This is a genomic window from Micromonospora sp. NPDC051300 (assembly GCF_044455315.1).
Lineage (GTDB): Bacteria > Actinomycetota > Actinomycetes > Mycobacteriales > Micromonosporaceae > Micromonospora > Micromonospora robiginosa.
In genome coordinates this window covers 46,227-59,763 of the sequence record NZ_JBITEP010000034.1, presented here as the reverse complement: position 1 = coordinate 59,763, position 13,537 = coordinate 46,227, and the positions used below count along the sequence as shown (strand labels likewise).

Here is a 13,537-nt window from a genome sequence, read left to right as displayed (position 1 = left end):
GCGGTGCCGCCCCGGGTGGGGCGCCCGGGCCGCCGGGGGTGGGGCTCCGGGGGGGCCCCTTTACCCCCTCGTTGTGTAAAAAGGGGGCCCCTCCTTACCACTCCTCCAGCACGGCCTTGAGCCGGGCCAGGTCGCCCTGGACCAGCGCGGCGTCCCGCTCGAAGTCGACGTCGCTCATGCCGGGGGCCCGACGCAGGCTGAACACCACCTCGGTGCCGTCGCCGTCGACGACGGCGCGCAGCGGCACGTACACCGTCTCGCCGGCCGGCGTGTGCACCTCGTGGTCGAGCACGCCGTAGTCGTTGGCCGGGGCGAACGTCAGCCGCGCCCGCCCCTCGGGGGTGTCCACGAACCAGTCGCCGCCGTCGCGGGTCACCGATCCACCCAGTCCGGGCGCCCAGCGGGGCAGGTTCGCCGGGTCGGACGCGAACGCGTAGACCACCGCGACCGGGCGGTTGATGTGCACGCTGAGGTGCCGGGACTCGGTAGCCACGCCGCCGATGATGGCACGACCGTCGTACCGCTGCGCTAGCGTGCGGCGCCATGGGCATGGTTTTCCTCGGGCGCCGGCTCTCCGGCCCGGAACTGGCGGCGGCGACGGCCGACCCGACGACTGTGGCGCCGCTGCTGCACGGCGACGAACCGGTCCTCGACCTGGACAAGTCCTGGCACGGGCTGCACTACCTGCTGACCGGGACCGCGTGGGACACCGACGACGGCGCCGGGGCGGCGCTCCTCGGTGGCGAGCCGATCGGCGACGACGTCGGCTACGGCCCGCCCCGGCTGCTCGCCCCGGCCGCCGTCCGCGCGGTGGCCGACGGGCTCGACGCGGTGGACGACGCGACGCTGCGCGCCCGCTTCGACCCGACCGCCATGGCCGACGAGGGGATCTACCCGGCCATCTGGCACGACGGCGACGACGAATTCGACACCTACCTCCTGCCCAACTTCGTCAAGCTGCGCCAGTTCTACCGCACCGCCGCGGCGCAGGGCGAGGGCGTGCTGCTGGCCGTCACCTGAAGCCGCCGGGCACCACGGCCGGCCGTCACCACGGCACCACGCCGGCGTCCTCGAAGAACCCGCCGGTCGGCCCGTCGTCAGGCAGCGTGGCGAGCCGGATCGCGATCGCCGCGCCCTGCTGCGGCGTCCGCACCCCGCTGAAGCCGTTCAGGTCGGTCGCCGTGTAGCCCGGGCAGGCGGCGTTGACCAGGATGTTCGTGTCGGCCAGCGCGCGGGCGTACTGGATGGTCACCGCGTTGAGCATCGACTTCGACGGCGCGTAGGCCACCGACAGCGGCCCGGTCTGGCGCTCCCCGGCGGAGGCGCTCTGCCGGGTCAGTGAGCCGACCCCGCTGGACATGTTGACGATGCGGGGCGACGCCGAGCGGCGCAGCAGCGGCAGCATGGCCTCGAGGACCCGGACGACGCCGATCACGTTGACCTCGACGGCCGCCCGCACGGTCGCCACGTCCGCGCCGCCGGGCTGCTGCGGCGTCCCGCCGGTGACGGCCGCGTTGTTGACCAGCACGTCGAGGCCGCCGGCCCGCTCCCGGAGCAAGCCGGCGGCGGCGGTCACGCTCGCGTCGTCGGTCACGTCCAGCGGTACGCCGAACGCGTCCACGCCGTCCGCGCGCAGCTTCGCCACGGCGGCCTCCCGACGCTGCTCGTCCCGGGCGCCGACGCCCACCTGCCAGCCGAGTGCGCCCAGGCCGGCCGCGATCTCGTACCCGATTCCCTTGTTCGCGCCGGTCACCAGCGCGGTCCTGCGTTCGCTCATGCGGTCGATCCTGTCCGCGCCGCCGTCCGCCGGCCAACACCGTCTCGGTAGCCGCCGATACCCGGCGGGTATCGGCCGGGGGTACGGTGGTCGGATGGAGACGCGGGAGCTGCGCTACTTCGTCGCGGTGGCCGAGGAGCTGCACTTCGGACGCGCCGCGCGACGCCTCGGCATCGCCCAGCCGCCGCTGTCGCGGGCCATCCGGCAGCTCGAACGACGAATCGGGGCGACGCTGCTGGACCGCGACAGCCGGACCGTCGCGCTGACCCCGGCCGGCGCGGTGCTGCTGCGCGAGGGCCGGGCGGCGCTGGACGCGGTGGCCGCCGCCGACCGCCGCACCCGACGCGCCGCGTCCGCCGCCGTCGGCGAGCCCGGCCTGGTGCTGGCCACCAAGGCCGGCGCGTCGAGCGAGCTGCTGCCGAAACTGCTCGACGCGTACGCCGCCGAGCCCGGCGCGGTCGCCGTGGAGGTGCTGCTCTGCGGCATCGGGGAGCAGGAGCGGCTGCTGCGCGACGGGCGGGCCGACGTGGCGCTGCTGCACCTGCCGTTCGACTCGACGGCCGGCCTGGACATCGAGGAACTGGTGACGGAGCAGCAGGTGGCGGTGCTGCCGGCGGGGCACCCGCTGGCCGCCCGGACGCACCTGCGGACGGCCGACGTCGAGGCGCTCGCCGACCTGCCGCTGCCGCGCTGGCCGCGCCGCGACGGCACGTATCCGGACGGGCCGGGACCGGAGGTCCGCGACCACGCCCAACTGCTCCAACTGATCGCGCTCGGTCGGACCGCTGCGGTGCTGCCCGAGTCGTGCCGGACGCTCCTGCGCCCCGACCTGGCCGCGGTGCCGGTGCCTGACGCGCCTGCGGTGACCACGGTGATCGCGTGGCCGCCGCACAGCCGGTCGCGGTCCCTGGCCACCCTGGTCCGCACCGCCGCCCGCCTCTGACCGCAACCGCACCCCACGGACGCCGCGCGATCGACAGCGGCGCTCGGCCCGCCGTCGCTTCTCGACCCGCCGGCTGCTCGGCGCGCCGGGTGACTCGGGTGTGTCGGGCCGGAAGCATCGGCAGGTTCAGAGCGGTATGACTCAGAGCAACGCCCGGTCACCATTCAGCGGGTTCCGCGTAACCGCGAGGCGACCGGCCCGAAGCCCGCCCCCGCACCGCGGAACAAGCTAGGCCGGCAGGTCCTTGCGCATCTGCTGGGTGACCACCCGGTAGCCGGACGTCCGGTAGAGCGTCGCCGCCGTCTCGTTGGCGCCGAAGACGTTGAGTTCCAGCGCCCGCGCGCCCCGCTCCCGGGCCTCCCGCTCCCCCGCCGCCAGCAGCGCCCGGCCGAGCCCCTGGCCGCGGCGTTCGGCGACCACCTCGATGTCCTGGAGGAAGGCGCAGTCGGGCAGGCCACGAGGATGCGCCAGGCTGATCCAGATCCGGCCGATCGGGGTGCCGTCGGCCAGCACGCCGACCAGGATGAGCTGCCCGGCGGTGGCCATGCCGTCCGGCAGCAGGGCGGCGACGGCCGTCCGCGCCCGACCGAGGCCCTCCTCGGCGGTCCAGTTGCCGGCCGTGACGTGCTCCCGCGCGTATTCCACGGCCAGCTCGTCCCGCCAGATGTCGAACTCCTCCGGGGACATCGCCCGGACGGTGACCGTCGGCTCAGTCACCGGCCGCCCGCCGACGCGCCTCCCGCAGCTTCATGGCGTGCTCCAGCAGCGTGATCAGCACCTCCTTGGCGGACTCGCGCTGGCGCGCGTCGCAGAGCACCACCGGCACGCCCGGGTCCAGGTCGAGCGCCGCCTGCACCTCGTCCAGCCGGAACGTGCGGGCGCCCTCGAAGCAGTTCACCGCCACCACGAACGGCGTGCCCCGCCCCTCGAAGTAGTCGATCGACGGGAAGCAGTCGGCCAGCCGGCGGGTGTCGGCGAGCACCACGGCGCCGAGCGCGCCGAGCGCCAACTCGTCCCAGACGAACCAGAACCGGTCCTGCCCGGGCGTGCCGAACAGGTAGAGCACCAGGTCGTCGCTGATGGTGATCCGGCCGAAGTCCATCGCCACGGTGGTGGTCGACTTCTCCTCCACACCTGACAGGTCGTCGATGCCGATCCCGGTCTCGGTCAGCACCTCCTCGGTGCGCAGCGGCCGGGTCTCGCTGACCGCGCCGACCATTGTGGTCTTGCCGACGCCGAAACCGCCGGCGATCAGAATCTTGATCGCGGTGGGCAGCGGCGCCGCTCCCGCCGGCCGCTCAGAGCGCCCGTAGTCCATTGATAACCGCCTCGAAAACGTGCTCGTCGGGAAGGCCGGCGGGGGTCGCGCGCGGCTCGCGTACCTGCACCAGGCTGCGGGCGGCCAGGTCTCCCAGGAGGACCCGGACGGTGCCCACCGGCAGGTCGAGATGGGCGGCGATCTCGGCCACGGACTGGATCCGCTGGCAGAGGCCCACGATCGCCACGTGCTCCGGGCCGAGCCCGGACTCCGACCCCACCTCGTTCCGCGTCGCGGTCACCAGGGAGATCAGATCGAACGTGCCGGTCACCGGGCGCGCCCGGCCGCCGGTCACCGCGTACGGGCGAACCACCGGGCCCGCGTGGTCGTCCACCCACTCCTGCTCCGTGGGCTCCCCCGGGCCGGTCATCGCGCCGCGTTCTCGCCGAGGGGCTGTTCCCTGGTCGGTGACGCGACGAACCGGCCGACCCGGGTGACGAGCATGGCCATCTCGTACGCGATCAGGCCGACGTCCGCGTCCTCCGACGCGAGCACCGCGAGGCAGGCGTTGCGCCCGGCCGCGGTGACGAAGAGGAACGAGGACTGCATCTCGATGATGGTCTGCTGGACCTGACCACCGCCGAACCGCTTGCCGGCGCCGCGGGCGAGGCTCTGGATGCCCGCCGCCATCGCCGCCAGGTGCTCGCCGTCGTCCCGGCTCAACCCGCGGGACGAGGCCATCAGCAGTCCGTCGGTGGAGAGCGCCACGGCGTGTTCCGCCTGCTTGACCCGGCCGACCAGGTCATCCAGCAGCCACGCGAGATCCGCGCTCGAAGCCGTCTTCTGCGTCACTCGTCGTCCTCTTCTCCCCGGCTGGTGTGCCGTTCTCGTCCCGGAACCGTCGGCGTCGACGTCCGGTCAGGTGGCCTGCTCGTTTCCGTCGGCCGGCCCGCCCCCGGCCCCGCGCCCTCCGCCGAGCAGCCGCGCCGCGTCGGTGCGGCCGCGTCGGGTCCCGCTCTGGTAGGAGCTCATCATCCGGCGCACCTGCTCCGGCGCGCGCGCCGCGTCCTCCGCCCCGTCGTCGCCCGCCGGCTCGTGCCGCAGCTCCGGGTTCAGACTGGCCTGACGCACCCGCACCGGCAACCCCGCTTCGGTCACCGGCGGGGTCGCGTCGGCCGGCGCGGGGGCGGGACGGGTCTCGACCACGGCCAGCTCCGTGGTCGGTCCGGCCACCGCCGGCTGCCGTCTGCGGGTACGCGCCGGCAGCCCGGACGGGGTCAGCCGGGGCGTCGCCGGCTCCGGCTCGGCCTCCGGCGTACCGGAATCGGCGGGTGCGGCCGTGGTGGTGTCGCCGTCCTCGACCGGCCCGACCGCGACGGTCTCGACACCCGCGGTGTCCGGCGTCCCGACCGGCTCGTCGGCCGGCGCCGGCGCGGCGGTCACCTCGGGGGTGCCGGCGAAGCCACCGGCGTCCTCGCTGATCAGCTCGCGCGGGATCAGCACCACCGCCGTGGTCCCGCCGTACGCGGACTCCCGGAGCTGCACCCGCACGCCGTGCCGTTCGGTGAGCCGGCTGACCACGAACAGGCCGAGCCGGGCGGCGTCGGCGAGGTTCAGCTCGGACCGGTCGACGATGCGCGCGTTCGCGGCGGCCATCTCGTCGCCGCTCATGCCGAGACCACGGTCCTCGATCTCGATCGCGAAGCCGTTGGCGACGAGCTGGCCGCGGACCTCCACGGTGGTCTGCGGCGGCGAGAAGGACAGGCCGTTCTCGATCAGCTCGGCCAGCAGGTGGATCACGTCGCCGACCGCGCGGCCGGTCAGCGACACCGCGCCCAGCGGCCGGACGGTCACCCGGGTGTAGTCCTCGACCTCGGCGACCGCGCCGCGCACCACGTCGACCATCGGCACGCTGCGCCGCCAGGCGCGGCCCGGGGTCGACCCGGAGAGCACGATCAGGTTCTCCGCGTTGCGCCGCATCCGGGTGGCGAGGTGGTCGACCCGGAACAGGTCCTCCAGCTCCTCGGCGTCGTGCTCCCGGCGTTCCATGGCGTCGAGCAGGGTGAGCTGGCGGTGCACCAGCGCCTGGGTGCGCCGGGCCAGGCTCAGGAAGACGTCGCGGACGCTGCGGCGCAGCTCGGCCTGCTCGACGGCGATCCGGACGGCGGTCTCCTGCACCACGTTGAATGCCTTGCCGACCTGGCCGATCTCGTCGTCGCCGAACTGCAACGGTGGCGCCTCGCGTTGGACGTCCACCTCCTCGCCCCGGCCGAGCCGCTCCACGACGCTGGGCAGCCGTTCGTTGGCCAGCCGGAACGCCGCCTCGCGCAGCCGTTCGAGCTGCCGGACCAGCGCCCGGGCGGTGGTGATCGAGACGATGACCGACGCGACGACGGCGATCAGGCCGAGACCGGCGGCGAGCACCAGCCGGACGATGACGCCGACGGCGACCGGGGTGGCCCGGGACACGATGTCCTCACCGCCGGCGAGGATCACCCCGCGCAGGTCGGCCATCGCCCGGTCGGCGGCGGCCCGCCAGGCGTCGGCGGTGACCGGGGGACGCACGTCCTCGCCCTTGGCCGCGAGCACCCGGTCCTGCAGGGTGCGGAGCTGACCGAACGCCTCGCCGTCGACCATCTGCTGGTAGCGGGCCCGGTCGCTCGGGGCCAGCTCGCGTGCGGTGCGGTCGGCGAGGAACCACTGCGCGCCGACCAGCCGGGCGAACGCGGTCTGCTCGGCGACGGTCAGCCGGTTGGCCGCGACCGCGCCGGTGAGCAGGGCGTCCTGTTGGGACAGCAGCTCCCGGGAGCGGTTCAGGTCGATCAGCGCGGCGGTGTCCCGCGCGATCTGGTCGTCGTCGAGGCCGCCGAGCGCGTCGAAGACCGCGAAGATCCCGTCGACCGCCTCGTCGTACGCGTTCAGCGTGGCCGTCCGGTCGATGGTCTTGCGGCCGACCTCGTCCCGGACCTGGGTGAGCTGGCCGATCTCGGACTTCAGCTCGGCGAGTCGCTGCTCCAGCTCGTCGCTCGCCGGAACCTCGGTGCGCCAGTCCTGCACCGAGGTCCACAGGGTGCGGGCGGCGGAGTCGGTGCGCCCGCGCTGGGCCTGCAACTCCTGCAACTGCCCGGGGTCGGACTCGCCCAGGTAGCGCAGCGAGAGCCGGCGCTCGTCCTGCAACTCCAGCAGCAGCGGGTCGCTCGGCTCGAAGACCCGCGCGTTGAGCGCCTGCACGCCGAGCAGGTTGAACCCGTCGCGCACGGTCACCCAGGCCGCGAAGCCCCAGAGCGCGACGAGCGACGCCAGCAGGGCGATGATCTTCGTACGGAGATTCGTACTGCGGGAACCCATCACACCGTCCTGGCCCGGTCTCCGGTCGGCTCGAAATCCGATCGACTCCGGCGCACGCTAGCAGCCGTCGTGAACTCCATTCAAGCGATCCTGATCATGGCAGGTGCCCGGTACGTCGATGCCCGGCCCGCGCGACCCGAGGCGGCCAGCACCGCCGCACGTACGATGAGCGTCGGCCGGTAGAGGTCCTTGTCGTGCCAGAGCGCCGGCCCGCCGTCGGTTCCGTCCAGCTCGGACAGTCGATCGCGGCCCCGGGCCAGCGCGGCGGCCACCCGCGCGTCCCCGGCGCGGCCGGCGCCGGCCAGGGCGAGCACCGCGTACGCGCTCTCCTCGGCGGTGCCGTGCCACCGCCCCCAGGAGCCGTCCGGCCGTTGCGTGTCCAGCAGCCAACCGACGCCCCGCTCCACCGCGGCCCGGGCCGCGCCGTCGGGCGCGTGGTCGGCCAGGGCGAGCAGCACCGCGTACGTGGCGTAGGAGGCGGAGGCGTGCCAGCGGTCTTCCCAGCGCCCGTCCGGCTCCTGCCGCGCCACCAGCCACTCGGTCACCCGGCGCCGGGCCGCCGTCACGCCGGGCCGGCTCGGGTGCTCGCCGAGCGCGTCGAGCACGTGCGCGTTGGTGGTCAGCGACGCGCCGTCCTCCCCCGGCCAGGTGCAGAAGTGTCGCCCGGTGTCGTAGCCGGCGAGCGGCCCGACGCCGAGCGGCCGGCCCAGCCGGGCCAGCGCGTAGAGCGCGACCGCCGTGGTGTCGGCGTCGGCCGGCAGCCCGGGCGAGGTGGCCGCCCCGGCGCCGCCCACGGCGGCACGCAGCGCGGTCAGCACCGGCTCGGGCACCCGCACCGGGACACCGGCCCGGATCAGCACGGCGAGCACCCAGGCCCGCTCGAAGACGGTGATCGGGCTGGCGCAGGGCACCGGGCCGGGCCGGGCGACGGCACGCAGGTAGTCCAGGGCGGCGCCGGGCTCGGGCCGGCCGAGCCAGGCGGCCGTGGCGGCCGGTGACGCGCCGACCGACCCGCTCGCCGAGGGGTGCACGCCGGACGCCCGGTGGGCCAGGTCCCCGGCCACCTCCAGCGCGTGCGCCAGCTTCTCCGGGACGGGCCGGCCGGCGGCCAGCAGACCGCGTACCCGGTGCAGGCGGGCCGGGTCGAGACCGGCCGGCAGCGGCAGGCGCGGCCGGTCCGCCCACCCGGCCAGCCCGGGCGGCGGCCCCGCCGGCCCGGTGAGATGCCTGTCGATCGCGTCCCGCAACGCCGGCACGATCAGGTCGGTGGCCGGCAGGTCGGGTGGGGCGTCGCCGCGCAGCGCGCCGGCCAGGAACGCCAGCCCGCGGTGCGCGGCGGCGGCCGACGCCGGGGCCGGACCGTCCCGGTGCAGCGCGGCCAGCAGGGCCTCGACGGCGCTCAGCGTCGGCACCAGCGCGTAGCCGCCGGGGCCACCCCAGCCGCCGTCCGGGCGCTGCCGGTCACGCAGCCAGGCCAGGCGCGCGTCGTGGCCCGGCAGCCACGGCGCCAGCGCGACCAGCCGGCCGGTCTCGTAGACCGACGGCGAGGTCTGCCCGGCCGGGTCGTGGGCGAGCGCGTCGACCAGCTCGCGCGCCGGCCCGGTCCGGGTCGCGGGCTCGACGGTGAGGCTCACCGCACGCCCCAGAAGTCGGTGTGCCGGTAGAACCCGGTGGTGTAGCCGAGCTGCCGGGACAGGAAGTCGGCCTCCCGGGGCGCCTCGTCGGTGAGCTTCGCCAGCAGCACACGGCAGTGGTCGACCTGCTCGGCGAAGCGTCGCTCGATCTCCGCCGGATCGTCCACCAGCAGCAGCGCGTTGAGGTCGCCGGACTCCACGTCCCGGCGGTGGGTGCCGAGGTCGTTGACCAGTCGCAGCGCCCGCTGCACCTCGTCGCCGACCTCGACCAGCCGGTCCAACGTGGCGGCGTCGGTCACCGATCCGGTGTGGATCCAGTGGGCCACGTTGACCACGGTTGCGGCGAGGTTGTCCGCGTTGGCCAGGTATTCGGCGAGCGTCGGGCGACCGGTGGCGCGCCACGTCCACTCACGGGCCATCGCGTCGAGCGTGCGTGCCATGCTGGCACGCCAGCGTCCGCGCAACGCGGGGTAGCCGGGCGCGGCGGCGACGTCGTCGCGCAGCTCGGCGAGGAACCGGCCCAGCGGGTCGTCGGTGTCGGCGCCGTCGAGCACGCCCAGGCAGGTGCCGGCGATCCGGTCGACCTCGGCCCGGCTGGTCGCCTGGTGGTCGACCAGCCAGTCGACGGCGAAGCCCCACAGCACCGCGCGGTTGGTGACGGCCAGCTCGGCGGCCGTGTGCCAGGGGGCGCTGAACGCCATGGCCGAGGCGATGCTGCTGAACAGCGTCGCGTCGAACGGCTCGCCGGGGAACAGCTCCGGGTGCGCGGCGGCGGCCCGGCGCAGGCCACGCTGGCCGTGCGCGGCGAGCGCGCAGATCCGTCCCTGTTCCGCGGCGGCGGCGATCGGGTCGGGCGTCGGCACGCCTGTCACGCCGACTCCGCCCGGCCGGCGGCGAGCAGGGTCAGCTCGACCCGCCGGCGGGGTCGCAGCGCCGCGGCCAGCCGCAACCCGGGTACGTCGGTGCGCCGCAGCCGGAAGCGGTAGCGGCTGAGCATGGTGGCGAGGATGAGCTGGGCCTCCAGATAGAACAGGTACATGCCGAGGCACTGGTGCGGGCCGCCGCCGAAGGGGAAGTGCGCGTAGCGGTGGCGGGCCCGGACCTGCTCGGGGCGGAACCGTTCCGGGTCGAACTCGTCCGGGCGGTCCCAGAACTGCCGCATCCGCTGGGTGATCAGCGGGCTGACCGCCATGGTCGCCCCGGCCTCGATCGGCACGCCGTCGATGACGTCGTCGGCGACCGCCCGGCGCGGGATGATCCAGCCGATCGGGTAGAGCCGCAGCAGTTCGTCGAGCACCATCCGGGTGTAGGTGAGCCGGCCCAGGTGCTCGCGGCGTACCGGCTCGCCGCCGACCACCTCGTCGATCTCGGCGTAGAGCCGCTCGGCGACCTCGGGGTGCTGGTGCAGGTGCGGCCAGGCCCAGGTGAGCACGTTGATGGTGGTCTCGGTGGTGGCGGCGAACATGGCCACGGTGTCGTTGCGGACCTGTCGCTCGTCGAGCCGGTGGCCGTCGTCGGTGCGGGCCTGCCAGAGCGTGGAGATGATGTCGTCGCCGGCCTCGGCGTCGTCGCGGGTCCGCCGGACGATCGGCACCAGCACGTCGTCGACGACGCGCACCGCGCGGCGGAACGCGCGGTCGCCCGGCATCGGCAGCGACAGCGGCGCGAACGGCACCACGATCCGCGGGATGACCGCGGTGGCGATGCGGTCCTGGGCGTCGATCACGCGCATCGCGTCCGGCACCGAGATCCGGTCGGCGAAGAGCACCTTCATGATCGCCCGGCTGACGATGCGGGCCTGCTCGACTCCGATGTCGACGGGCCGCCCGGCGCGGTACGGCTCGTCCAGCTCGTCGACCGCGTCGGAGATCGCCTCGGCCATGCCGTCGATGAGCGCCTCGACCCGCCTGGCGGTGAACATCGGTTGGAGCATCCGGCGGCTGGCCGACCAGATCTGCCCCTCGCCGAGGATGCCCTCGCCGAACAGCCGCTTGACCGGGCGCCAGAACAGCCCGTCGCCGGCCCGTTCGTAGTTGTCCGCCCGGTCGCGCAGCACGTGCTGCACGTGTCGGGGGTGGGTGACCAGGTAGGGGCGGAACGAGCCGAGGTTGAGCCGGACGAGGTCACCGCCGGTGCGGTTGCCGATGTCGATCAGCGCTCGGGCCGGGTCCCGCAGGACGGCGGGCAGGATCTGCCGCAGCGGCACCGTGTGCGGCCGGCCGGCGGGCCGGGACGGGCCGGACGAATCGGCCACCTGAACGCCCCCTCGGGTTGACTGAGGGTCGTTACCCCGTCTCGACCCGTGAACGTTGCTCGTGAGCATGCCATCCTGAGCGACGAATCAAAAGACAGCTCGGAGGATATTTCACTTAACAACAATCTCTTTGTCGAGAATGGAGCCGGTGGGATATGCGTCACGCCGCAAGCCTTCCGGCGCCAGGCCGGGCCCCCGCTCAACGTTTCCGGCACAGCCGGGGCCCCCTGATGACACGCGCCTCGCGGGCGCGGGAACGCGGACGCGAAGCCCTCCGCTGTGCCAAGCTTCGGGCATGGACGACAAGACCATCCTGAGCCGGATCTCGGAACTCGTCGACGAGGAGCACCGTCTGCGCTCCGACGCGCAGCAGCACGAGGCCGGCACCGACGACGAGGCCCGGGAGCGGCTCCGGCACCTGGAGGAGTCCCTGGACCAGTGCTGGGACCTGCTCCGCCGCCGCCGGGCGGCGCGCCAGGCGCACGGCGACCCGGACGCCCAGGGCGAGCGACCGGTCCCCGAGGTCGAGCGCTACCTGCAGTGACCCGGCGCCCCGGGCGGGAGCGGTCCCGCCCGGGACACCTGTGGGTCAGCGGATCCCCGCCTCGCGCAGCAGCGTCTCGGTCAGCGCCACCGGGTCGGTGGCGGACGCCGGCATCCCCCGGGCGGTGAACCAGGCGGCCACCACGCGTACGTCGCGGGCCAGGAACTCGCCGCCCTGCGGATTGGCGACCACGTCCACCACCTGAGGCAGGTCGATCATGACCAGCCGGCCCGCGTGCACCAGGAGGTTGTACGGGGACAGGTCGCCGTGGGCGTACCCGGCGCGGGCCAGCACCACGAGCGCCTCGACCATCTGCTCCCACAGGTCGGCCAGCTCGGCGTCGGTGGGCCGGACCTGGGCCAGCCGGGGCGCGGCCTCCCCCGCCTCGGCGTCACCCACGAACTCCAGCATCAGCTCGGTGCCGAGCAACTGCACCGGGTAGGGCACGGCGATCCGCCCGGAGTCCGCGCCGATCTCCCAGAGCCGGGACAGCGCGGCGAACTCGGCCGCCGCCCACTGCCCGGCGATCATCTGCCGGCCGAACGCGGTGCGGCCGGTCATCGCCCGCATCTCCCGCGAGCGGCGGACCCGGCGACCCTCCAGGTAGCCGGCGTCGCGGTGGAAGAGCCGGTGCTGGGCGTCCCGGTAGCGCTTGGCCGCCAGCAGGCAGCCGCGGCCGGTGTCCGGCACCGCGCGGCGGACCAGGTGGACGTCCGCCTCCTTGCCGGTCTTGAGCACGCCCAGCTCGGTGTCCCGGGCGGCCAGCTCGGTGACCAGCCAGGCGGGGTGCGGCTCGGGACCGTGGACGGCCTGGTCCCAGGAGGACCAGCGGTCCTCGGCGTCGGGTTCCGCGTCCGGGTCGGCGAGGGTCGGCTCGGGCCGCCCCCGCTTCAGAAAATGGGGTTCGTCGTCGTCGAAGCGGCTCTTGCCGCGGCCACGGCGCTGTGGCGCCGGAAGGTCGTGATCGCGCACGGGTGGATCTGTCCTTCGATCGAGGCTGGTGGAGGCAGGCGGAACGAACCTGCAAAGACGGCCATGACCGACCTCCTCTCCTCGACCGGGCGACACCCGGCTGCGCCCTCGCGCGGCACCATGCTCGCGGGCCGGACCGGGTGGGGCAACCGGTTTTCCGCTCAGCCGGCCAGCACGGCGGCCACGGCCGGGATCACCCCGTCCTCGACCCGGGTCGGCGCGAACCGGGGATCCGACCAGCGGCGCCCCCGGTGCAGCCAGACGCTGGGCAGGCCCACCGCCGTCGCGCCGCCGATGTCCGCCTCCGGGCTGTCGCCGACCACCCACGCGCCGCGCAACGGCATCCGGGCCCGCTGGGCGGCGAGCGCGAAGATCCGCGGGTTGGGCTTGCTGACGCCTGCTTCCTCGGAGATCACCCAGTCGGCGACGTACCGGTCCAGGCCGGTGCTGCGGATCTTGGTGTCCTGTTGGCGCGCCGCGCCGTTGGTGACCACGACCGGCACCCAGCCGGCGTCGGCGGCGATCCGCAACGCGCACGCCACGAGCGGATCGAGCCGCATGTGCGCCACCACGCCGTCGTGCAGCTCGTCGACCAGGTCGATCGAGGGGATGCGCAGGCCGTAGCGGTCGCGGATGGCGTCGGCCACGTCCCAGCGGTTGGTCAGCCCGTCGGCGTCGACGGAGACGAGCCAGTCGAGGTCGACGGGCGGCGCGCCGACGCTCTCCAGGAAGCGTGCTCCCCAGGCGCGGAACGGCCCGTCGCGGTCCAGCAGGGTGTCGTCCAGAGCGAGCAGGAGCAACGGCACC

General features: G+C 74.6%; 15 protein-coding genes. 3 read left to right on the top strand and 12 right to left on the bottom strand.

The features are described 5' to 3' along the window. Window positions 1-94: 94 nt before the first annotated feature. Complete coding sequence (locus ACIA5A_RS27145; RefSeq protein WP_396767260.1) at window positions 95-493, bottom strand: SRPBCC family protein; 399 nt, start codon at window positions 491-493, stop codon at window positions 95-97. A 50-nt stretch (window positions 494-543) separates the two neighbouring features. Between ACIA5A_RS27145 and ACIA5A_RS27140 the strand changes: the two genes are divergently transcribed. Next, a complete protein-coding gene (locus ACIA5A_RS27140; RefSeq protein WP_396767259.1) occupies window positions 544-1,020 on the top strand; it encodes a YfbM family protein in 477 nt (158 codons plus the stop codon). A 25-nt stretch (window positions 1,021-1,045) separates the two neighbouring features. On the opposite strand, the gene ACIA5A_RS27135 is transcribed toward ACIA5A_RS27140, so the two are convergent. After that, window positions 1,046-1,777, bottom strand: coding sequence for an SDR family oxidoreductase (locus tag ACIA5A_RS27135; RefSeq protein ID WP_396767258.1), 732 nt, complete (start codon window positions 1,775-1,777; stop codon window positions 1,046-1,048). A 94-nt stretch (window positions 1,778-1,871) separates the two neighbouring features. Here ACIA5A_RS27135 and ACIA5A_RS27130 point away from each other — a divergent pair, with 94 nt between their 5' ends. Beyond that, complete coding sequence (locus ACIA5A_RS27130) at window positions 1,872-2,720, top strand: LysR family transcriptional regulator (protein WP_396767257.1); 849 nt, start codon at window positions 1,872-1,874, stop codon at window positions 2,718-2,720. 228 nt (window positions 2,721-2,948) lie between these two features. Here the strand turns inward: ACIA5A_RS27130 and ACIA5A_RS27125 are convergent, their stop codons facing one another. The 8 genes from ACIA5A_RS27125 to ACIA5A_RS27090 all read right to left on the bottom strand — a co-directional run bounded on the left by ACIA5A_RS27125 (window position 2,949) and on the right by ACIA5A_RS27090 (window position 11,166). Further along, on the bottom strand, window positions 2,949-3,437 hold the full coding sequence (locus ACIA5A_RS27125) for a GNAT family N-acetyltransferase (protein WP_396767256.1): 489 nt from the start codon (window positions 3,435-3,437) through the stop codon (window positions 2,949-2,951). After that, window positions 3,430-4,038: an ATP/GTP-binding protein gene (locus ACIA5A_RS27120; protein ID WP_091071806.1), complete on the bottom strand. Its 609-nt coding sequence runs from the start codon at window positions 4,036-4,038 to the stop codon at window positions 3,430-3,432. The genes ACIA5A_RS27125 and ACIA5A_RS27120 overlap by 8 nt, the downstream gene beginning before the upstream one ends. Further along, the gene (locus tag ACIA5A_RS27115) at window positions 4,019-4,408 is read right to left on the bottom strand and encodes a DUF742 domain-containing protein (RefSeq protein WP_181569354.1); all 390 of its coding nucleotides are present in this window, start codon (window positions 4,406-4,408) and stop codon (window positions 4,019-4,021) included. Before ACIA5A_RS27115 ends, ACIA5A_RS27120 begins: the two co-directional genes overlap by 20 nt. Next, complete coding sequence (locus ACIA5A_RS27110; RefSeq protein ID WP_396767255.1) at window positions 4,405-4,830, bottom strand: roadblock/LC7 domain-containing protein; 426 nt, start codon at window positions 4,828-4,830, stop codon at window positions 4,405-4,407. Before ACIA5A_RS27110 ends, ACIA5A_RS27115 begins: the two co-directional genes overlap by 4 nt. A gap of 66 nt (window positions 4,831-4,896) precedes the next feature. Next, window positions 4,897-7,326 (bottom strand): nitrate- and nitrite sensing domain-containing protein, encoded by a 2,430-nt coding sequence (locus ACIA5A_RS27105; protein WP_396767254.1) that lies wholly within the window; start codon window positions 7,324-7,326, stop codon window positions 4,897-4,899. Window positions 7,327-7,406: 80 nt separating this feature from the next. Then, window positions 7,407-8,960, bottom strand: a complete 1,554-nt coding sequence (locus ACIA5A_RS27100; protein ID WP_396767253.1) for a prenyltransferase/squalene oxidase repeat-containing protein — start codon at window positions 8,958-8,960, stop codon at window positions 7,407-7,409. Continuing rightward, window positions 8,957-9,832 carry a terpene synthase family protein gene (locus tag ACIA5A_RS27095; RefSeq protein WP_396767252.1) on the bottom strand — a complete coding sequence of 292 codons (876 nt, stop codon included), beginning with the start codon at window positions 9,830-9,832 and terminating at the stop codon, window positions 8,957-8,959. The genes ACIA5A_RS27100 and ACIA5A_RS27095 overlap by 4 nt, the downstream gene beginning before the upstream one ends. Then, window positions 9,829-11,166 (bottom strand): cytochrome P450, encoded by a 1,338-nt coding sequence (locus ACIA5A_RS27090; protein WP_396767266.1) that lies wholly within the window; start codon window positions 11,164-11,166, stop codon window positions 9,829-9,831. The genes ACIA5A_RS27095 and ACIA5A_RS27090 overlap by 4 nt, the downstream gene beginning before the upstream one ends. Before the next feature lie 343 nt (window positions 11,167-11,509). On the opposite strand from ACIA5A_RS27090, the gene ACIA5A_RS27085 reads away from it, so the two are divergent. Beyond that, the gene (locus ACIA5A_RS27085) at window positions 11,510-11,758 is read left to right on the top strand and encodes a DUF2630 family protein (RefSeq protein ID WP_089156110.1); all 249 of its coding nucleotides are present in this window, start codon (window positions 11,510-11,512) and stop codon (window positions 11,756-11,758) included. A gap of 45 nt (window positions 11,759-11,803) precedes the next feature. Here the strand turns inward: ACIA5A_RS27085 and ACIA5A_RS27080 are convergent, their stop codons facing one another. Beyond that, window positions 11,804-12,730: a serine protein kinase RIO gene (locus tag ACIA5A_RS27080; RefSeq protein WP_396767251.1), complete on the bottom strand. Its 927-nt coding sequence runs from the start codon at window positions 12,728-12,730 to the stop codon at window positions 11,804-11,806. A 161-nt stretch (window positions 12,731-12,891) separates the two neighbouring features. After that, the gene (locus ACIA5A_RS27075; protein ID WP_396767250.1) at window positions 12,892-13,536 is read right to left on the bottom strand and encodes an HAD family hydrolase; all 645 of its coding nucleotides are present in this window, start codon (window positions 13,534-13,536) and stop codon (window positions 12,892-12,894) included. Window position 13,537: the final 1 nt, after the last annotated feature.